This is a genomic window from Desulfovibrio sp. MES5 (assembly GCF_002237645.1).
Lineage (GTDB): Bacteria > Desulfobacterota > Desulfovibrionia > Desulfovibrionales > Desulfovibrionaceae > Desulfovibrio.
Map to the genome: position 1 here is coordinate 1 of NZ_MJUZ01000027.1, position 19,118 is coordinate 19,118.

Here is a 19,118-nt window from a genome sequence, read left to right on the forward strand (position 1 = left end):
TTTGTTTCGTTTGCAGTTGCCAGACCGCAAGTTGTTGTAACAAATCAAAAGGAGTTTTGCTGACGTGCTTAAAGCTTTAAGCTTTACGGAACCCCCCGCCTAGCGGGGGGTTTTCTACATACAAAAAAGCCCTCCCGGCTGAACCAGGAGGGCTTTTTGTCGTCAGGTCTATGTTGTGATTACGCTTTCTTCATGTGCTCGATGAGTTCAATAAGGCTATGGGCCTGCTTGCGCAGGGCTTCCAGCTCATTCATGGCCAACTGCATGGATTCGGCGGTGGTGGCGGCAATGTGGTTCACGTCAGCGATGGACTTGTTGATTTCTTCGCTGGTAGCCGACTGCTGCTCACTGGCCGTGGCAATGGCGCGTACTTCATCGGCGGTCTGATCCACCATTATTACAATTTCCTGCAGCGCTTCGCCGGACTTGTTGGAAAAATCCGTCGCCGAGGCGATGTTGCGCACAGCCATATCCACTTCCTGAATGCTCTGCGAGGCGCTTTGCTGGATAGCCTTTATGGCATTGCCCACGTCAGTGGTGGAGGTCATGGTTTTTTCGGCCAGCTTGCGCACCTCATCGGCCACTACAGCAAAGCCGCGCCCTGCGTCGCCTGCTCTGGCGGCTTCAATGGCCGCATTCAGAGCCAACAGGTTGGTCTGGTCAGCGATATCAGAAATGACGCCCATAATCTGGCTGATGGCCTTTGCGTGCTCATCGAGCTTCGCCATGCCGTCCTTGAGAGCCATTGACTGCCGCTGTACTTCCTGAATGCCGCTCACTGCCTTGGACACGACTTCAGAACCAGTTTGGGCCTTCATTTTGGCAGAAGCGGAAACGTCCGCCGCGCCACCGGCATTTCGGGCCACCTCAAGCACTGTGGAATTCATTTCTTCCATAGCTGTGGCTGTTTCGGACAGTCTGGACACCGCATGGCTCAACGCCCCGCCGGTATTATCCACCTGTTCGGCAATATCGTTGATGGAAGAATTAAGTTTTTCAACCACGCCCTCAATTTGGGCGGCGGCGCTTATCATCCCGTCACGCTTGGCGATCTCGGCCTGAGCCTGGGCCTGTTTGGCCTCTTCCATTGCGCGCTGCGCCTCTTCGCCCATCAAACGGGCCTGCTCGGCCTGTTCACTCGCCTCTTGAACCAGTTTACGCAAATTCTCTTCCATATGGCGCAACGCATCGGCCAGTTGCCCCATGTCATCCTTGCTGTAAACGTCAAGCGTCAGATCCTTCTGTCCTTCAGCCACACCCAGGGCGTACCGGGTTATTTTACCCACGGGCGCGCTGACGCGGAGCCCGATAATGACAGACAGAGTAAGCTGCACAAGCAACAGGGCAAGGCCAACCATGATGGCCTTGTTAATGGCCTCACGCTCAAGCTGATGCAGCACGTCTATGGGCATGCCCACAAACCACATGCCGATAATCTTGTCGTTCACATCCCTGACGGGCCAGTACGCGGAATTGTACTGCACGCCCAATATACTGTTGTGGGCAAAACGTGTTTCACCTTTCTTCAGCACTGCCTCGACAATTTCGGGGGATTGAAGCTTGGTGCCCACGGCCCGCTGACCATTGGTCATAATGGTGGTCATTATCCGCGTGTCACCCCTGAAAATGGTGACATTGAGGCCGGACAGACGCTTGAGCCAGTCAAGGTAGGCAGGCGTCACAAGGGACCTGCCAATGGATATGGAGCCCACCAACTTGCCTTCATACATTATGGGCTGGCTTGCACGAATGGTAAAGGGCACGATGGTGCCTTCAACCATCGCCGCGGCGGGTTGCCCCTTGAGGGCCAGCACCACGGTTTCCTGGTTGATGACGCTGTCGTTGTATTTGTCGGAATGGCCGCGGGCGATGACCTTGCCGGTTTCGTCCGTAATGGTCATGAAATCTGACTCAGCCATTTTCATCAGCTTTTGTCCGAGTTCTCTGGCTTGATTATGATCTTTTTCGGCAATGGCGCGGGCAAAGTCGCCATCCTCAGCAATCAGGGCTGCGCTATGGACAAACTGGCTGCGAGTTATCTCGTTAGCCTCCGTGATGACGTTCTGCATGCGGCGTATGCCCGTGTCTAGTTCGACTTCAATCGGCACCTTCATGAAGTAGATGGAAACAAAAAGCACTACTCCACAGCAGGTAATAAGCGCACCAAAGAGCGAACCCACATATTTGTGCGTGAGCGTTATGCGCATGCTCCCTCCTTAAAACAAAAAGTTACAGTCCCAACATATACTATTAGTAGCAAATCTACCCACCCGTGGACAGGTTACTTCCGCATATATATGGCACCCGGCATAAAGGCCCCCACCTTATAACCGTTCATACGCCTTCCGATAACCTGCCACCAGTCAACCGATACTGACAAAAGCTGACAGAAGCTTGTGCTCTATAGTATTCTTCGGTGTAAACTTAAAAATAAATAGAGTCGAATGCAAACCAAGTTTTCACAATTCCGAAACACTCAAGGCGTTTTAACGCAATTAATAAAATAAATTCGTATCGTTAAACAAAAAAATAACTTTCACAATATTTCATTCTGGGAGTATTTTTGTTAAAATAGTAATAACACGTAGTTACATAAAGCTATTTTGCCGTGCCCCTACTGACATCTTGAATACCATGAAGAAAACTGCACATTGCAGTCGGGTTACAGCCCATCAACCATACGCCACACGCCCTGAAAACCATTAATAAACATTCCTTAGCAATATAAGTCTGTTGTTCACATCAAGACATTCTCCGCGCAAGGAACACTCTATCACTTAAGAATAAATTCTCAAGGGCAACACGCCCCGTTGGGATCAATCCCTGTGGATAAACGCGAGTACGCCTTTGTGCGGCCAGCGCCTATTCTCACCACTGCCAGAACATCTTCAGCATGCAACTGCCCAGGCTCGAATCATTGAAATCAGGCTCTGACCCATCTTCAAGGCCGCCATAAGAGCATGGTCAAACGGCTTGCCCGACTGCACCCCATGGCCAGTCACCTGTTGCACGAACTAAGGCCAGCCTGGAGGTTTTTGGTACAGTAATGGCATGAATGGTAAAAATAGGAACGCAGCATAGCACATGTTCAGATGTGGTTCCATACAGTCATTTTTATGGGAAATCACCCAACAGAGTACGTTGATTGAAAAATTGAATGCTCAAATGCTGCACAAGAGTGCAGTGCGCAGAACGTACGTGGAATTTGCCGAAAGTCGCAGGTCCAGCACAATGTCAAACTGAAATGTGAAGCACTCAAAATTAATCTGAGCGAGGGCGCGGAATATTCAGGCAATAAAGCTGACGGGGCGATCAAGCACAGAGATGCAAGGCACATAAACCTGCGTCAGCAAATGACGGCCAGATCGCCAGAGTGGGCGGCACACCTGGGTCATGCGTGCTTGCTGCCCATTCGCACGGCCCGGTGTTTTCGTTGGTTTCAGATAGGTTTTTAAAAGCTTGTTCAACCGCCTTTTCTATCATGACAATCATACAAAAACATCATCCGGAACGTCAGAGCATTTTACTATTGAAAAAGATTACATGCTCTCATGCTGCACGAGAGTGCAGCGCGTCGTAATGTATGGGGAGTCTGCCGAAAATCGCATTTTTCGGCAGACTGACAAGTTGAACCGTGCAGTGTTTCAAAATTTATCTGGAACAGGTCGCAGGAATTTACGACGTGCTGGACAATTCGTGTTGCATGGGCCGAATCGCCTCGGCCGCATTGCCCTGGCCGAATCGCATAAGCCGCTTTGCACGGGCCGCTTGCGAATCACCCCAACTTGTGGCGAACCTGCCTGCAAAGTCCCATCAGGGCATCATATTCATGCCTTCGCAGGCCAGCCCTGGTAAACAGGCGCCGCCACGGCATAAGGAAGTAGTCCGGGTTGTCTCCGTGCAAATAGTCAAGCCGCAGCAGCATATCCTTCAAGGATTCCATCAGGCGTTCCTGTTCAGCAGCTGTGGCCAGCTTGCCCCCGCCACTCTCGCCTGGCGCACGTCCCCCTTCTTTTTTGGGGCAATTACGTACGGCATTGGCGCATTCATACAGTAACAGCAAAACAGCCTGAGCCAGATTGAGCGAGCTTGCCGCCGGGTCCGTGGGTATGGTTGTCAGTTTATGACAATGGGTAATTTCTTCATTATTAAGCCCCCTGTCTTCAGGGCCAAAAACCAGGGCAACCCGCTCGCCCCGCGCCAGAACCTCAGCCACCGCTGCCGCAGCCTGTGCGGGAGAAAGCAGTGACTGCCGCCAGCCGCCCACACGGGCGGTTGTTCCAACCACCAGGGCTGTGGGCGCCACTGCCTCCGAAAGCTCGGGGCTGACTGTCACGCCATCCAGCAGGTCCTGCCCTTTGGGCGTCGCCAGAGGACGCGCTTTTTCCCTGTCCCAACGCTCCGGATCGACCAGACGCAGGGATGAGCATCCCATATTCACGCAAGCCCTTGCGGCCATACCAATATTTTCGGGAAAACGGGTCTTGACTAGAACGACATCAAGACCATCAAGCAATGAAGCCATGTCAGCAAAATCCTCCGGCCAGAGCCATGACCAGTTGAAGCGGTTCGTCAGGCGTCAGGCCTCCCCCTGTTGGGGGCTTCGGCCAGATGCGACTGGCAGCCAATGCCAGCATGGCTCCGCCAATGCCGCATTTGCAGACCGTTCCCAAAAAGCGCCCCACCATGGCTCCAAACGCGGCATCCAATGATTCCCTAAGCGGGCGGCCCTTGGCCATTTCCATCACAAAACAGCCTATCCACGCGCCAGCCACCGCGCCGATAAGCGCGCCCAGGCCGAAAAAAAGCGGCGCAAGCAAAATGGCTCCGGCAATGGCCCCAATCATGCCCGCGAACGTTCCAGAAGAACTAGACCCATAGCGCTTGGCTTTGACGATCTGCATGCCCAGTTCCAGCGCCTCGCCCACAAGAGCCAGGCCCACCATCATGACCCAGAACCAGGCCGTCATGGACTCCGAAGCGGGATGCGCCATTTTCCATAGCGCCACCAGCCCCAGCATCACCCAGTTGGCGGGCAGGCCAAAAACATTGAGCATGAGCACAAAGCACAGCAATGTGATAAATGCGCCCGCCAACAGGCTCGCCAAAGGAAAGGGCAGAAAATCCATACAACTCCTATTTTTGGGCGCGCAAATCCTGCAACCGCACAGCCTTGCCTTCGGTGCGCGGCAGGCTGTTGCTCTGCACGATTTCTACCTTGGGTGTGATAAGAATTTCATCACGCAAGCGCTGGGCGATATTTTTTTGCAGGTTTTGCAGCACGCGCATGTCTTCAACAAAGAACTCGTCCCGTACTTCAATCTGCACGCGCATGACATCGCCAATACCGTCATTTTCAAGCAGGATGAGGTAGCTCTGCCCCACTTCGGGGAAGGTCATGATAACCTGTTCCACCTGCATGGGATAGATGTTTACGCCCTTGATGATAAACATGTCGTCCGAACGGCCAAGGATGCGATCCATGCGGCGGTGCTTGCGGCCACAGCCGCATTCGCCCGGTATGAAACGTGTGAGGTCGCGGGTGCGGTACCTCAGGATCGGCATGCCCTGCCGACAGAGGCAGGTCATGACCAATTCGCCCACTTCGCCATCAGGCACGGGCTGGCCGGTTTCTGGGTCGACAATTTCGGGAATATAGGCGTCTTCCCAAAGATGCATGCCGCTCTGTTCAAGACATTCAAAGGCCACGCCGGGGCCGTTCATTTCTGACAATCCGTAGGAATTATAGGCCTTCATGTCAAAAAGGGCTTCGATACGACGCCGGAATTCCTCAGTATACGGCTCTGCGCCCACGAGGGCGATGCGCAGGGGAAATTCGCGCGGGTCTTCGCCCATAGTGCGCAGATGCTCGCCAAGAATAAGCGCATAGGATGGCAGGATGTGGGCCACCGTGGTTTTGAAATCTTTGGCCAGCTTGATCTGACGGCGGGAGTTGCCCGCGCCTGCAGGGATGGTCAGACAGCCCAGCCGTTCCGCGCCAAAATGGATGCCAAGGCCGCCCGTAAACAGACCGTACCCGGACATGTTCTGGAAAACATCTTCGCGGCGCACGCCAACCATGTGCATACACCGGGCCATAAGGTCAGCCCAGGAATTGATGTCGTTCTGCGTATGGCAAATGGCCACAGGCGACCCTGTGGTTCCGCTGGAACAATGCATGCGGACGATTTCGGTCTGGGGCACGCAGAGCATGCCCGTGGGGTACTGCGCCCGCAGATCTTCCTTGGTGGTGAAAGGAATGCGATGCAAATCATCCAGGCTACGCAATGAGTCCGGCCCGACCCCGGCTTCGTCCAGGCGCTGCCGGTAAAAGGCGCACTTGCGGGCCTGCCCTACTGTATTTTTCAGTCTGACAAGCTGAGTTTCCTCAATGCGTTCCCGGCTCCACAATTCTGCAGGATCAAAAACTTCCATGCCTTTCCTCACCTTAGCAAGCATTAACATCGCCACACAGGGGGATCTCCAGCCATATTAACTAGAGGCCCCGGAATCAGTTATCATGCAGCCGCGCCCAGCCCCAGAGCAACCCCAGACTGCCGGCCAGCATCATGTCGCCGTGCGGAGCCAGGAAGCGCCCATGGCCCTGCAACATGGCCCGTTTGGGGCCAGTAATATAGGTGGGCTGGTAACCGCCAGCCTCTTCACAATATGGCCCAAAAGCGGTTCCGTGTCCCCCGCTGGACTGCACCTCTTCGGCAGGCAACCAGTGTTTACGGAATTGTTCCAGATCGTGCAACAACTGCTCCAGATCGCGCATGCCCGTATGGTGCTCGTAGATACCGCGTACCTGCCCCTTAAAAACAAGGGCCGCCACAGTGTGTCCGTTGCCCACGTTTATCACGGTTATTCCCTCACGGAAACTGCGATCCATCACCTCGCGATCACACAGTGCGCCAAGAAGCGCGCTGGTGCCTGTATCAGCTACAGGCCCGCCCGTTTTTTCATGCAGCGGCATCAGACGGGTCAGGGCCGGAGGCGGTACGGAATATATCCACTCTGCCGGATCTGCGGAGGATGCCAAAAGCTGGCTCCACATGCGCATCCTGGCCTGACGGTTGCCCCCCACATGATAGCCGTGATCCTGAGCCGCGGCCAGAACCATGTGAGGTTGCGGCAGACCGGCCATGCGCAGCAGACCAGCCCAAAAATCCGGCGCATAGTCTGTGAGAAAAATGGGCACGCTGCCTTCAGGACAGTTGGCGAAAAACTCCACCCCCATCGAGCGTACCACGTCTTCACTGTCGTGAATTCCGCGTGAAGCGGCGTGAGTTGAACCGACTTTGAAGCCTGCGGCCAGATGCTCCTTGATGGCCTGACTGAAGCCACCCCCCATATTCCCGCCATAAAGCCAGATGTCGCGGCGCAACAACGTCAATTCACGTATACGCTGCGCCACCATACGCGCGGGGGCTGGAAGCACGAAACGCGGCCAGTTTTCACACTCAAGCCCTGGACGGGCCAAAAGGACATCCTGCGTGCCGCTGCCGATGTCTAGGCACAGGACAGGCCCTGTACGCTTCAAAAACTTGTGTACAAATTCGTCCATTGGTTGTCTCCAGTAAGGGCCAGAAGTTACGCGCAACACCCCGCAAGCGCAAGTCCTGGAAATTTTTTTTAAAAAAACACTTGCCAAGAGCAGGTCAATACGATAGTTTATTGCTTCGCGCCGAGGTGGTGGAACTGGTAGACACGCTATCTTGAGGGGGTAGTGAGGATTCTCGTGCGGGTTCGAGTCCCGCCCTCGGCACCACAAAAACATTAAGGATTACAGCTAGCTAGTTGTAATCCTTTTTTGTTTTTTCTTAGCTTGAAATGCGCCTTTCCGGCCTTTTGACTCCCCAAATACGCCCCCTCTCCAAAAAGGTCACAAACGGGGTCACAAGCGAGTCGATTTATGGCGCAGATTGTGCTTCCCCTAACGCTACCTGCCAAGGGAAAACTCCCACCTTCCTTTACCTCAAACAGGGAATCTTTTACTATCGCTACAGGCTCCCAGAACCATTGCGGCAACGCATGTATCCTTCTGAAATTCGTATCAGCCTGCGTACTGGCTATCGGGCTCAGACACTACGGATCGCACGAATCCCGCACGTTTATTTGCTCAAAATCACGGAGCGCCACCTTGCCTTCAGTAGAAGAGTTACGCGCTCTTTTGCAACAGCGATCAGACCAGCAACGACGGGGCGTTATGTTTACTATCTCCACAGTTGGGTTTGTTTTAGCACTAGTTCCAGCACCTCCTCCTTAATTAGAGGGGTGTCCGGTCGAAATGGGGGGCGACTCCAGCTCCATCTACGGCTCTGCGGAAAACCCCGACTTTACGGTTTTCAGTGTGGATCACGGCATGGTTTTCATGTTTGATTTCAGCGGCAATCCGCCCCAGTCTTTCAGCTTCTAAAGCATAAAAGCTGTGCAGCCCGCGCATACGTCCCCATAAATTCGGGCTGCATGCGCGGGCTGCACGTTGCTATGGGCGCTGCGGGGTTTGCCGTTCCCTACTCCACGCCATATTCCTTGAGCTTGCGCCACAGCGTAGTGCGGGGCACGCCCAGCACCTCTGCCGCAAGTTTTTTATTATAGCCGGTCTTTTCTAGTATCTTGATTACATAGCGGCGTTCCATCTCTGCGAGAGTGGGCAGGCCATCCCCTTCAAGTGTATCAAACTCCAGCCGTCGGATATCTTCAGGCAGGTCTGCCGAAGTGATGGTTTCGCTGTCGGTAAGGGCAACGGCCCGCTCGATGATGTTTTCCAGCTCGCGCACGTTGCCGGGAAAGCTGTACCCCATAAGCGCAGCCAGGGCCTGATCGTCCAGATCATAAACCTGTTTGCGAAAGGCCAATCGGTATTTCTCGATAAAATGCCGTACCAAGAGCGGAATATCCTCACGCCGATCCGCCAGCCGGGGCAAGGTGGTGCTGACCACGTTGAGCCGAAAAAACAGATCCTCGCGGAAAGTCCCTTTTTCCACTTCTGTCTTCAGATCGCGGTTTGTGGCCGCAATAACCCGGATATCCAGGTCAATGGGGCGCGTGCCGCCGACCCGCAGGATGCGACGTTCCTGAAGCACATGCAGCAGACGCACCTGCATGGAAAGCGGCATTTCTCCCACTTCGTCCAGAAATACCGTACCGCCCGAAGCGCCCTCCAGCAAGCCGACCCTGCTTGTTGCGGCCCCGGTGAACGCGCCTTTTTCATAGCCGAAAAGCTCACTGCTGATGAGCTCTTCCGTAAAGCCGCCGCAGTTGAAGGTAACAAAGGGCTGGTTGCGGCGCGGGCTCAGGTGGTGCAGGGCAAGGGCCACAAGGGCCTTGCCTGTGCCGCTGTCGCCCTGAATGAGCACATTGCAATCCACAGGCGCAACCTTGCGGATAAGCGAAAAAAGCTCCTGAATGGCCGGGCTGTTGCCCACTATGGACGACAGCCCGGAGGAGCCCAGCAAAGCCTCGCGCAGGCGGGTATTTTCCATACGCATGGCTATTTTTTCCTGCGCATGGCGGGCGAGAGTGCGTATTTCGGTAAAGTTCACCGGCTTGGTAAGGTAGTGAAAGGCGCCGTCGCGCATGGCCTCAATGGCGGTGGAAATAGTGCCGTGCCCGGTAACAATGATGACCTCGGTTTCGGGCCTCAGCCCCTTGATTTTGGGCAGCAGTTCAAGGCCGTTCATATCCGGCAGCAACATGTCTGAAAAAACCACGTCAAAGGGCTGCTCGATCATTGCTTCCAGAAAGGAACGGGCGCTCACAAAGGCCTCGACCGCATATCCTTCCTTGGCGAGAGCCTGACTCAGGCGTTTGCAGACAACGGGCTCGTCGTCAACAATGGCGACACGCAGAGGCATTTGTCACTCCTTTTCATCCGGCTGAGATACGCTGTCCACACGCGGCAGCAAAACCGTAAACACGGCCCCCTGCCCTTCTTTGCTCCGCACGCTGATCTGCCCCTCATAGCGGTGCACCAGGGCGTAGGTTACGGCAAGGCCAAGGCCGGTACCCTTGCCGACCTCCTTGGTGGAAAAAAAAGGCTCAAAAATGTGCTCTTGAATGGATTCCGGTATGCCGGGGCCGGTATCGCTGACATCAAAGGCCACCATGTCCGCATCCGCCTCGTGCGCGCTGATGCTTACGGTTCCGCCCTTGGGCGTGGCCTGAATGGCGTTGAGCAGCAGGTTCATGAACACCTGCTGCAGACTGCGCAGATCGCCGCACACATCGGGCAACCGTTCCGGCACCGCCACATGCAGCGTTACCCCTGCCAGCATCGCCTGATTTTTCAGTAGGTTAAGTGTCGAACCCACAACCTTTGCCGGGCACAGCCCCTCTGAGGCAGGGTGCCCGGTGCGGGAAAAATCAAGCAGATTACGCACAATATCCGAAGCGCGTTCCGCCTGCTGCATGATGTCGTCGATCATTTCCTGACCGTCGGCATCGATGGCTTCCCTGTAGTCCTCGCGCAGGCCTTCGGCGCTCAGCAGCACGTTGTTGATGGGATTGTTCAGCTCGTGCGCGATGCCCGCGGTGAAGGTACCGAGGGCGGCCATTTTGCGGGCTTGCAGAAGGTGCTCCTGATTCACGGCCAGTTCGTGCGACATTCTGTTGAATGCACGGATAAAGTCGGCAATTTCGCTGAGCTGTTCTGCGCCGGTAGCGATGGGGCTGAAATCGCCGCGCCCGACCCTGGCCGTACCCGCCGCCACCATGCCCAGCGGACGCAACACCCCCTGTGAGATCAGCTTGATGACCAGGGCCATGAGCAACAGAAACACCGATAAAAAGGCCACCGGCATGATGTGGGTCTGCTTGAGGGCCTTGTGTGCGCGTTCACGCTTCTGCCTGCGGATATCATCCGCGGCCTCGGTGAGGGATTTACCCAGATTGCGCAAAGCCTCCTGCCCCGTGGTGCCGCCTTTTGCAAGTGCGCGCATGGCCTGGCCGTAACGGGAGAGCAAAGCCATGAAGTTTTTTTGCTGCGCATCACCGACCAGCACGGCCATATCCCCGGCCAGCTCCCCGGCAAGGGCGTCTATGCGCTCAAGGTACACAATGCCCTCGCTCAGACTTTTGGCATCGCTGTAGAAGAAGTAATTTTTTTCATACCTGCGCACTTCAAGAATGTCGTTCAGCAGGTCGTCATATTTTTCACCAAGCAGCAGCCGCTGGCTCACCGTGGACAGGCTCCAGTAGTTCAGGCCCGCCAAAACGCCGATGGACAGAAAGGTAACGGCAAAAAGGATAAATATTTTGCCCTTGATGGAGTGAAAAAAATCCCCGGAATACGCGAACATGCGCTCAAGGCCCCGCCTGTCCGCGCTGTCTTTTATATCCATGCTTCCCATTGCCGCCTCCCTGCCAGATATCAACACATGATCTCCACCGCCTGCACGCAACTGGCGTATCAGTTCATTTTGAAACATTTTTCACTAGCAATTTTTTACATGCTTTTCAAAATGAACACAACACATCAGGAATGTTAACTCCACACCTTTCCAATACACTGAAATAACAAAATATTATTTATAATAACACTTGGCATCACATTTGCCTATGCCGCCCCATGAGGTCGCGCATGGAACGCATATTGGTGGCCATTGATCAACAGCACCCCCAACAGGAAGCCCTGACGCATGGATGTTCGCTGGCAAAGCGCATTCAGGCCAGGCTGTATGTTCTTTTTGTGCAGAACAGGGCGCTCCAGAATGCACATCCCGCTCGTCAGAGGCTTAAGCTGCTTGTAGGATACGCAAAGGCTGATGGAATCAATATTGAATACTTTGTTGCAGAAGGAGGCTACGAGGAATCCATTGTTTCATTTGTTCAAAATCATGGAATAACCCTGCTCATTCACGAACAGGATCATGCCGGAATATCTGCGATGCAGTCTGTCCGGCACCGGGTTTCATGCAGGGTTGAAATAGTAACTCCACAAAAACGTTGACGCAACACAGCGAGGCTGACGTATGAACATACCGCTGTATATGTATCTGCCCATTGCAGGCAACAGCGTGAACATGGCCGCGATTCTGGGCCTGGGCGGCACTGTTGGGCTGCTCTCCGGCATTTTTGGCGTGGGCGGCGGTTTTTTTATGACGCCGCTGCTCATCATGCTGGGCATCCCCCCAACGGTTGCCGCCGCCTCGGATTCCAACCAGATTATCGGCGCTTCCACCTCCGGCACACTGGCGCATTTTCGCCTGGGCAATGTGGATTTCAAAATGGGATTCCTGCTGCTGGCGGGGGGCGTGGCAGGAGGCTGCGTGGGGGTGCGCGTCATCAAGTTGCTGCGCGCGCTCGGCAATGCCGACTTTCTCATCAACGTCACCTACGTGCTCATGCTTGGCCTTGTGGGCGGCTACATGTTTTATGAAAGCCTGCAATCCATGCGTTCGTCCGGCACGCCAACAAGCGCCCCTAAAAAAGCACATCCGGAATCATCTTACAGGCGCGGTTTGAGTTCCATGCCCTGGCAGATGGATTTTGCGCGATCGGGAGTGCGTCTTTCCCTGCTCATGCCCCTGGGGCTTGGAACGCTGGTAGGCATACTTGCCGCCATCATGGGCGTCGGCGGCGGTTTTATCATGGTGCCCGTCATGGTGTACCTGCTGCGCATGCCCATGCATGTCGTGGTCGGCACGAGTCTGTTCCAGATCCTGTTCACGTGCGTCAACGTCACCATCATGCAGTCCATTGAAAATCATACGGTTGATTTCATTCTGGCCCTTTTGCTGCTCATCGGCTCATCCATCGGCGCGCAGCTTGGTACACGCATCGGCAAAAAGCTTCAGGCCGATCAACTCAAAATTCTGCTGGCAACGCTTGTTCTGGTGGTTATGGGCAAGATTCTTTACGACCTGTTGGCCCGGCCGGATGTGCTGCTGGCGTACGCAGGGGGGCATTAACCATGAGCGGCCTGAAACTTTCGCACTGTATGACAGTTGCCGCGCTGACCATGGCCCTGTGCTGTGCCAGCTTTCCGGCGCATGCCGACGAAGCCGTGGCGCTTGCGGTCAAGCCGTCCGACATTGATATTTCAGCCTCGTACAAGGGAACTGTGCTGCATGTGGAAGGGCTGGCTCCACAGGGCAGCGCCATCGCGGCCCGGTTTGTCGGCGCCAGCACCGATCTTGCCCTGCGTCAGAAGGGCAAGGTTTTCGGCCTGTTGTGGATGAACCTTGGCACTGTACATCTGCACAACGTGCCTTCGGTCTTTCTGGTGGAGGCGTCACGACCGCTTGCGGATGTGGGCGGCGCGGCACTGGGGCTTGAAGCTGTGCGCAAGGCGGTAACAGTAGAAGAAGGCAAATCCGACAGCCTTGATATCACAGCTGAACTTATAAAGCTGAAGCGACAGGACGGTCTGTACCGGGAAGAAACACGCGGCATTACCGTGGCTGACAACGGCAGTTTCCGCGCAGACATAGCCATTCCTTCGCGCATGTCTCCGGGAGAGTACAGGGTCGAGATATTTGCCCTGCGCAACGGCAGCATTTCTGGCAGCGCTTCGGCCCCGGTAACAGTCAGACTTGTGGGCATGCCCGCCTGGATAGACCACATGGCCAGGGACAACAGCCTGCTCTACGGCATATTGTCCACCCTGGTAGCCATTTTTGGCGGTCTGGCAATCGGTATGATATTCCAGAGCAAGGGCGGAGCGCACTGACGCATCCTCAGCGAACGTGCTCCAAACGCACGAACGGGCAACGGGGGGAGCAGCAACGCTCCCCCGCCGGAGGCAATTGTGGGAATTCTGGCGCGCATGGCCAGCATGCTGACAGGCTGGCGCAATGAGCAAAGCGTGACCTTTGCCCTGCTGTTCAAAAAGTTCAAGAACATTCTTGAGCGCAATAACCGCATTCTTGAGCTTATGGCCGACATGGGCGACAAGCTTGGCGGCGAGTATATCTTTGACAGCAAATATATTGAAGACGCTACCTCTCAGCTTGACGACCAGGTTTTCAAGCTCATCTCTGACATGAGCGTACTCACGCAGAATAAAAATACGGCTCTGTTTCTGGCTTTTGAGCGCATTCAGCACCGTTTGCAGGAGGAACTCGCCGGTCGCCGTCATACAGAAGACGGCCCCATGGTGCTGCCTTTTCAGGATATCGGCATAGAGGCCGAGGATGAAGTGGGCGGCAAGATTTCGCAGCTTGGCGACCTTTCAAACCGCCTGCACCTGCAGACGCCCAACGGCTTTGCCATTACCACCACGGCCTTTTTTACCTTCATGTCGCGCAACGGCCTGCTGGAACTGGCCCAAAACAGTATTGAGGAATGGGACGGCACAGATCAGGGCCTGCACGAACTGGCCGACCTCATGCAGACGCGCATCATGGATTCTCCCCTTCCCTGGCGGCTTGTGGCGCGGATAGACGCCATGGTGAACGCGCTGAGCGTGCGCCGCCCCCAGTCTCCCCTGCGCCTTGCCCTGCGCAGCAGCGCCTGGGGCGAAGATGGCGATTCCAGTTTTGCCGGGCAGTACGCAACCGAGCTGAATGTACCGCCAGATCGGGTGGTTGAAGCATATAAAACCGTTATCGCCAGTACCTACTCCATGGAAGCATGGCGCTACCGCCTTGACCGGGGGTACCACGAGAGCGAAGTGGCCATGGCTGTTGGCTGTCAGGTTATGGCGGAAAGCCGCGTCAGCGGCGTGCTTTTTACCTGCACGCAACAGTCCGGCACGGGGTGCGAGTCCATGGTGGTCAGCTCCGCCTGGGGAGGAGGCGCTGCCGTTGTTTCCGGCGAAACCGCCACTGACACCATATTTTTAAGCCGCACGCCCCCCTATCCGCCGCTGACGCGCGCCGTGGCCCGCAAAACGCGCAGGCTTGCGCCCGCCCCCAGAGGCGACCTGATGTGGGAGGATGTTCCCGAGCTGTTGCAAACCATTCCCTGCCTTACCGACGGGCAACTGGAACAGCTTGCCCGGGTGGGCATGTCGCTTGAGCGTTATTACAAACGCCCGCAGGATGTGGAATGGACATTCGACGCCCAGGGCGAACTGTACATCTTGCAGTCGCGCCCATTATGGTCTGGCGGCGATGCGGGGCTGTCCGTGCCGGTTCAGGACGCCACCAGCAAGGCGGAAGTTATTTTTGCCGGCAAGGGGCTTGTGGCGCAGCGCGGCGTTGCGGTGGGCAAGGTTGTGCTGGTTGACCACAATACGGATCTCGACCAGTTCCCTGAGGGCGGCATTCTTGTTTCCAAGTTCACTTCGCCCCGTTACGCACGGGTAATGCGCCGCGCCTGCGGCATCATCACCGATGTGGGTTCGCCCACCGGCCACATGGCAACCATTGCCCGCGAGCAGCGCGTTCCCGCCCTGGTCAATACGGAAGACGCCACCAGTCTGCTGCGCAACGGTGATGAAATCACTCTTGATGCCACGCAGAACGTCGTTTACCGGGGGCGCGTCGCGGAGCTGGACAGGTTTGAGCGCGCAGAGCCGGACATGTTTGAGGAATCCTATGAATACCGGCTGCTGCGCAGGCTGCTCAAGCACATAGCGCCACTCAACCTTGTGGACCCGCATTCGGACGATTTCAAGCCCCAGGCGTGCAAAACCTACCACGACATCACCCGCTACATTCACGAAAAAGCCGTTGAGGCGCTGGTGGCGCTCAGCCAGCGGCATGACGCCCTGCACCACGCCCCGGCCCGTCGGCTGGTGGACGGCCCACCCCTGGGCCTCACCATCATTGATGCCGGCGGCGGCACCAGTTGCGCGCCCGAAGCGCCAGCCCTGAACATGGAGGAAATTACCTCAGTCCCCCTGCTGACCTTTCTGCAGGGAATGACAACCTCTGGCATGTGGGACACAGCCCCCGTGCCGGTAGACCTTGGCAGCTTTATGTCCAGCTTTACCCGCACCTTCACGGCCTCCATGGCCGGGCCGGACTCCGTAGGCCGCAATCTAGCCGTGGCGCTGCGCGACTACATGAACGTCAACATGCGCCTTGGCTACCATTACAATACCATCGACGCCTATGTTTCCGACCAGATTAACGACAACTACATCTACTTTCGCTTTCTCGGCGGCGTTACGGAACTGGTGCGACGCTCGCGGCGGGCCCGGTTTGTGGCGGACGTGCTGGACAGGTTTGACTTTCGTGTAGAAGTGCACGGCGACCTGGTAGTGGGCAGAATAAAAAAACTCTCCGTAACGCGCATGCGGATGCGTCTGCATATGCTTGGCGGCCTTGTGGGCTACGCCCGCCAGCTTGATGCACGCATGAACAGCGACGAATTGGTTGCCGAGCACGTGCAGGCCTTTATGGAGGCCATCACACCCACACTTCCGGCAGAACACACCGGGCATACAGGAGGGGAGCACAATGACGCTGCGCATTCTGGTGCTTGATGACGAACCCATTGTCTGCAAGCGGCTTAAACCGGCATTCCAGAAATCCGGCTATTATGTGGAAACGTTCACCGACAGTGCCGCAGCTCTGGACCGGATGACGCAAACGACTTTTGATGTAATTATTACAGACCTCAAGATGGAAGGAGCTGATGGCTTTCAGGTTCTTGAGCGTGCGCGGGAACTGTTGCCGCAGGCGCGCATTGTGGTCATTACCGGCTTTGCAACGCTGGATACCGCTAAGGAGTCGTTCCGCAAGGGGGCTTTTGATTTTGTGGCAAAACCGTTTAAACTGAGTGGCATCATTGAATGCGTGCGGCGCCTTGAAGAAGACATAAAACAAACTTCCGCGAACCGCTGAACCCGGCATGGTTGCCTCCGAAGAGCATACAGGGGTATACAGGTATCGAAGGCGCAGCCGTATCCGCCTTTTTTGCCTTCGGGGGTCTGCATGTACACTTTTGACCTGCTGTGTTTCTGCCTTTCCGTAGCCTTATACACTGCCTACAACATCTATATGCGCATCAGGGAAACAGCCGATCCTGACTATACAATCCACGGCATATCGCGGAAGGCAAGGGTTCAGTGGGTGGCGTCCATTCTTGAAAAAAAGAATGGCATCCTTGCCGTGCAAACCCTGCGCAACGCCACGATGGCCTCGACCTTCATGGCCTCCACAAGCGTTTTGCTGGCTGTGGGCGTGCTGTCGCTCACCGGCAATGGAGAAAATGTGCGGCACACCTGGCATTCGCTGAACTTCTTCGGTTCGGTTGAACCGGGCATGTTTGCTTTCAAGATTCTTGCCCTGCTGCTGAACTTCTTTCTGGCTTTTTTCTGCTTTGCCTCATCGCTCAGGCTGTACACGCATGTGGGCTTTATGCTCGGCGCGGAAAGCGGACAGACCAACAACGCCCAGCTTGGCGGCATGGCGGAAAAATATCTGAATATGGGCGCAAACCATTTTTATCTGGGCATGCGCGCTTTCTACTTTACTGTACCGCTTGTTTTCTGGATTTTTGGCGCGCAGTTCATGATTTTTGGTACCGCCTTTCTGATAAGCATCATTGCCATTCTCGACAGAACACCGCAACACAAACAGGACTAAGAACGTACAACAGTATTATCGCCAGACCAGGAACAGTATAAATAGTTACGTGATATAACATCAACATAGATATTCTAATGACCTGCCTGACCTGGCGCCTGCCATGTTTGGCCTGCTGCAACAAACTTTGCCGAAAAGAGGGAAAAATGAGTAAAGCAGATTGCGGCCTTGATGCTACAGCATGACTCACCATAGTCATTGCTGTTCTTAAAGCCGTAAAAACCATATGGGAAGAGGTTGCTGATTAACTAGAACAAAAGCCAGGTGATGGGAGCAATGCTCTACTCTGCTCCCAACGCCTGAAGCTGAACAAAGAAGCGTGAACAACAATCAAATTTTTGTGCGGGTTCTGGTCCCACTATATTTTTTCGTAAGTGCCATTTAGTGTAGGGCCACAAACGGAGTCACAAGCTCTGCGAGCAAAAAAACAAGTTACAATAATTTAAGCTGGTTAAAAATTCAATGTTGCAAAAATGCCGAGTCTCGCCCTCACACCATGAACGACTTTTAATGGATTGCAACAAATTCATTATTTTAAAAAAACCTCTTCAATCCTTGAAATTGAGGCTGTTTTTTATTTCACTTTCTTCTATATGCAATCTAGTGCTTGGTTATATTGTTGGTCTTGAAACACCAGTGCAGTCATAAAACCAACAAAAGACCACTAAATCGCCACCAGACAAATTTCTCAGACCTTCCTGCATCGCTTCGTAATAAAACAAAATACAACACATTCCTGTTCGTGCATTTAAAAAAAGCAACACGAAAGCAGATCAACGCAGTCACCCCGCCCCAAAAGGATCCCATTGAAACTGGCAATGATCGTAGATAGTTTCGTTGATCTGCTTAAGTCTGGAAAACTTGTTTTATATAATAAATTGCCTGCCGATTTCACAATGCCGGCAAAGCAGAACAAGTTTGCCCTTCTGGTAAACCAAGTCTACGAAGCCCCCTACGCTACCATATTTCTTATGCGCCATCTTGATGACAGCACGGATATTTCCGACTTTGGGCTGCACCTGACAGGCGAAAACCTCTCTCGATCCTTGGCCTTGCTCAATTCAATCTGCTCCAACTGGCAGATTTTGAACTGATGCAGAAAACAACCGTACCGGCACAAGCGATCGTCGCATAAACTACAAAGCCCTTGGCAACCTCGGTTGCCAAGGGCTTTAGTCTTCATGAGTTTCCGCGCTATCAAGGGCGCGATCACGGTGCAGCAAAAAAGGCTTCAAACTGTCTGCGTTACTTGAGAAACAGTAACTTCTATAATGCAGTTTGCCCAATTAAAGCGGTCCTGCATCATGGCAAGTTCTTTTCCTTCCCGAATTACCCGGGCAGTGCCTTCCAGCAGAAAGCCCGCACCCGGGCCGTATTTTCCCATCACTTCCTTGCTGCCTATGACCATCTTAACACGATTGTTGGCCGCAATATTATCCTGGGTCGTCTTCATGCCCATCACAGGGATAAGCAGTCTGTTGTCTTCGGTCTTATGAATATAACTGTTCCAGGTAGCGGCCAGGTGCGGCTCGGCGCCACTCCAGGTGACGATGGGGGCAACCCCCTCCTTATGCAATGTTTCTAAAAAACTCTCTGTAAACATATGAGTTAACTCCTTTGTGTGGAATGACATTA

General features: G+C 54.6%; 17 protein-coding genes, 1 tRNA gene and 1 pseudogene. 10 read left to right on the top strand and 9 right to left on the bottom strand.

All coding sequences use genetic code 11. The annotated features are described in order from the left end of the window. Window positions 1–179: 179 nt before the first annotated feature. From BCS36_RS08470 to BCS36_RS08495, 6 genes are all read right to left on the bottom strand, one after another. Window positions 180–2,207 carry a methyl-accepting chemotaxis protein gene (locus tag BCS36_RS08470; protein WP_291302469.1) on the bottom strand — a complete coding sequence of 676 codons (2,028 nt, stop codon included), beginning with the start codon at window positions 2,205–2,207 and terminating at the stop codon, window positions 180–182. A gap of 1,105 nt (window positions 2,208–3,312) precedes the next feature. Next, the gene (locus BCS36_RS08475) at window positions 3,313–3,492 is read right to left on the bottom strand and encodes a hypothetical protein (RefSeq protein ID WP_291302470.1); all 180 of its coding nucleotides are present in this window, start codon (window positions 3,490–3,492) and stop codon (window positions 3,313–3,315) included. A gap of 283 nt (window positions 3,493–3,775) precedes the next feature. Beyond that, complete coding sequence (locus BCS36_RS08480; RefSeq protein ID WP_291302471.1) at window positions 3,776–4,525, bottom strand: RNA methyltransferase; 750 nt, start codon at window positions 4,523–4,525, stop codon at window positions 3,776–3,778. Window position 4,526: 1 nt separating this feature from the next. Beyond that, window positions 4,527–5,129 carry a DUF456 domain-containing protein gene (locus BCS36_RS08485; protein WP_291302472.1) on the bottom strand — a complete coding sequence of 201 codons (603 nt, stop codon included), beginning with the start codon at window positions 5,127–5,129 and terminating at the stop codon, window positions 4,527–4,529. A gap of 7 nt (window positions 5,130–5,136) precedes the next feature. Further along, entirely contained in the window at window positions 5,137–6,435 is a 1,299-nt protein-coding gene (locus BCS36_RS08490) for a phenylacetate--CoA ligase family protein (RefSeq protein WP_291302473.1), read from the bottom strand. A gap of 76 nt (window positions 6,436–6,511) precedes the next feature. Continuing rightward, a complete protein-coding gene (locus BCS36_RS08495) occupies window positions 6,512–7,567 on the bottom strand; it encodes a DUF1786 domain-containing protein (protein ID WP_291302474.1) in 1,056 nt (351 codons plus the stop codon). 119 nt (window positions 7,568–7,686) lie between these two features. On the opposite strand from BCS36_RS08495, the gene BCS36_RS08500 reads away from it, so the two are divergent. The 3 genes and pseudogenes from BCS36_RS08500 (at window position 7,687) to BCS36_RS08505 (ending at window position 8,419) form a co-directional block, all read left to right on the top strand. Further along, a tRNA-Leu gene (locus BCS36_RS08500) sits at window positions 7,687–7,771 on the top strand. 62 nt (window positions 7,772–7,833) lie between these two features. Next, window positions 7,834–8,091, top strand: a pseudogene (locus BCS36_RS14160) (DUF6538 domain-containing protein); the annotation flags it as partial. Between the two features lie 199 nt (window positions 8,092–8,290). Continuing rightward, the gene (locus BCS36_RS08505; protein WP_291302475.1) at window positions 8,291–8,419 is read left to right on the top strand and encodes a hypothetical protein; all 129 of its coding nucleotides are present in this window, start codon (window positions 8,291–8,293) and stop codon (window positions 8,417–8,419) included. A gap of 97 nt (window positions 8,420–8,516) precedes the next feature. Here the strand turns inward: BCS36_RS08505 and BCS36_RS08510 are convergent, their stop codons facing one another. Next, window positions 8,517–9,860, bottom strand: coding sequence for a sigma-54 dependent transcriptional regulator (locus BCS36_RS08510; protein WP_291302476.1), 1,344 nt, complete (start codon window positions 9,858–9,860; stop codon window positions 8,517–8,519). A gap of 3 nt (window positions 9,861–9,863) precedes the next feature. After that, window positions 9,864–11,354, bottom strand: a complete 1,491-nt coding sequence (locus BCS36_RS08515; RefSeq protein ID WP_291302477.1) for a sensor histidine kinase — start codon at window positions 11,352–11,354, stop codon at window positions 9,864–9,866. Window positions 11,355–11,584: 230 nt separating this feature from the next. Here BCS36_RS08515 and BCS36_RS08520 point away from each other — a divergent pair, with 230 nt between their 5' ends. The 7 genes from BCS36_RS08520 (at window position 11,585) to BCS36_RS08550 (ending at window position 18,577) form a co-directional block, all read left to right on the top strand. Next, complete coding sequence (locus BCS36_RS08520; protein WP_291302478.1) at window positions 11,585–11,953, top strand: universal stress protein; 369 nt, start codon at window positions 11,585–11,587, stop codon at window positions 11,951–11,953. A gap of 22 nt (window positions 11,954–11,975) precedes the next feature. After that, window positions 11,976–12,914, top strand: a complete 939-nt coding sequence (locus BCS36_RS08525) for a sulfite exporter TauE/SafE family protein (RefSeq protein ID WP_291302479.1) — start codon at window positions 11,976–11,978, stop codon at window positions 12,912–12,914. 2 nt (window positions 12,915–12,916) lie between these two features. After that, window positions 12,917–13,675, top strand: a complete 759-nt coding sequence (locus BCS36_RS08530; protein WP_291302480.1) for a TIGR02186 family protein — start codon at window positions 12,917–12,919, stop codon at window positions 13,673–13,675. A gap of 78 nt (window positions 13,676–13,753) precedes the next feature. Continuing rightward, a complete protein-coding gene (locus tag BCS36_RS08535; RefSeq protein WP_291302481.1) occupies window positions 13,754–16,378 on the top strand; it encodes a PEP/pyruvate-binding domain-containing protein in 2,625 nt (874 codons plus the stop codon). Next, entirely contained in the window at window positions 16,353–16,739 is a 387-nt protein-coding gene (locus BCS36_RS08540) for a response regulator (RefSeq protein ID WP_291302482.1), read from the top strand. The genes BCS36_RS08535 and BCS36_RS08540 overlap by 26 nt, the downstream gene beginning before the upstream one ends. Before the next feature lie 90 nt (window positions 16,740–16,829). Then, window positions 16,830–17,483, top strand: coding sequence for a DUF599 domain-containing protein (locus BCS36_RS08545; RefSeq protein WP_291302483.1), 654 nt, complete (start codon window positions 16,830–16,832; stop codon window positions 17,481–17,483). An 818-nt stretch (window positions 17,484–18,301) separates the two neighbouring features. Then, window positions 18,302–18,577, top strand: a complete 276-nt coding sequence (locus tag BCS36_RS08550; RefSeq protein ID WP_291302484.1) for a hypothetical protein — start codon at window positions 18,302–18,304, stop codon at window positions 18,575–18,577. Between the two features lie 137 nt (window positions 18,578–18,714). On the opposite strand, the gene BCS36_RS08555 is transcribed toward BCS36_RS08550, so the two are convergent. Continuing rightward, on the bottom strand, window positions 18,715–19,086 hold the full coding sequence (locus BCS36_RS08555; RefSeq protein ID WP_291302485.1) for a pyridoxamine 5'-phosphate oxidase family protein: 372 nt from the start codon (window positions 19,084–19,086) through the stop codon (window positions 18,715–18,717). Window positions 19,087–19,118 lie beyond the last annotated feature (32 nt).

Excerpts from the sequence above, each read along its gene's own strand:
- BCS36_RS08470 (WP_291302469.1), bottom strand. The coding sequence starts at position 2,207 with ATGCGCATAACGCTCACGCACAAATATGTGGGTTCGCTCTTTGGTGCG.
- BCS36_RS08475 (WP_291302470.1), bottom strand. The coding sequence starts at position 3,492 with ATGATTGTCATGATAGAAAAGGCGGTTGAACAAGCTTTTAAAAACCTA.
- BCS36_RS08480 (WP_291302471.1), bottom strand. The coding sequence starts at position 4,525 with ATGGCTTCATTGCTTGATGGTCTTGATGTCGTTCTAGTCAAGACCCGT.
- BCS36_RS08485 (WP_291302472.1), bottom strand. The coding sequence starts at position 5,129 with ATGGATTTTCTGCCCTTTCCTTTGGCGAGCCTGTTGGCGGGCGCATTT.
- BCS36_RS08490 (WP_291302473.1), bottom strand. The coding sequence starts at position 6,435 with ATGGAAGTTTTTGATCCTGCAGAATTGTGGAGCCGGGAACGCATTGAG.
- BCS36_RS08495 (WP_291302474.1), bottom strand. The coding sequence starts at position 7,567 with ATGGACGAATTTGTACACAAGTTTTTGAAGCGTACAGGGCCTGTCCTG.
- BCS36_RS08505 (WP_291302475.1), top strand. The coding sequence starts at position 8,291 with ATGGGGGGCGACTCCAGCTCCATCTACGGCTCTGCGGAAAACCCCGAC.
- BCS36_RS08510 (WP_291302476.1), bottom strand. The coding sequence starts at position 9,860 with ATGCCTCTGCGTGTCGCCATTGTTGACGACGAGCCCGTTGTCTGCAAA.
- BCS36_RS08515 (WP_291302477.1), bottom strand. The coding sequence starts at position 11,354 with ATGGGAAGCATGGATATAAAAGACAGCGCGGACAGGCGGGGCCTTGAG.
- BCS36_RS08520 (WP_291302478.1), top strand. The coding sequence starts at position 11,585 with ATGGAACGCATATTGGTGGCCATTGATCAACAGCACCCCCAACAGGAA.
- BCS36_RS08525 (WP_291302479.1), top strand. The coding sequence starts at position 11,976 with ATGAACATACCGCTGTATATGTATCTGCCCATTGCAGGCAACAGCGTG.
- BCS36_RS08530 (WP_291302480.1), top strand. The coding sequence starts at position 12,917 with ATGAGCGGCCTGAAACTTTCGCACTGTATGACAGTTGCCGCGCTGACC.
- BCS36_RS08540 (WP_291302482.1), top strand. The coding sequence starts at position 16,353 with ATGACGCTGCGCATTCTGGTGCTTGATGACGAACCCATTGTCTGCAAG.
- BCS36_RS08545 (WP_291302483.1), top strand. The coding sequence starts at position 16,830 with ATGTACACTTTTGACCTGCTGTGTTTCTGCCTTTCCGTAGCCTTATAC.
- BCS36_RS08550 (WP_291302484.1), top strand. The coding sequence starts at position 18,302 with ATGATCGTAGATAGTTTCGTTGATCTGCTTAAGTCTGGAAAACTTGTT.
- BCS36_RS08555 (WP_291302485.1), bottom strand. The coding sequence starts at position 19,086 with ATGTTTACAGAGAGTTTTTTAGAAACATTGCATAAGGAGGGGGTTGCC.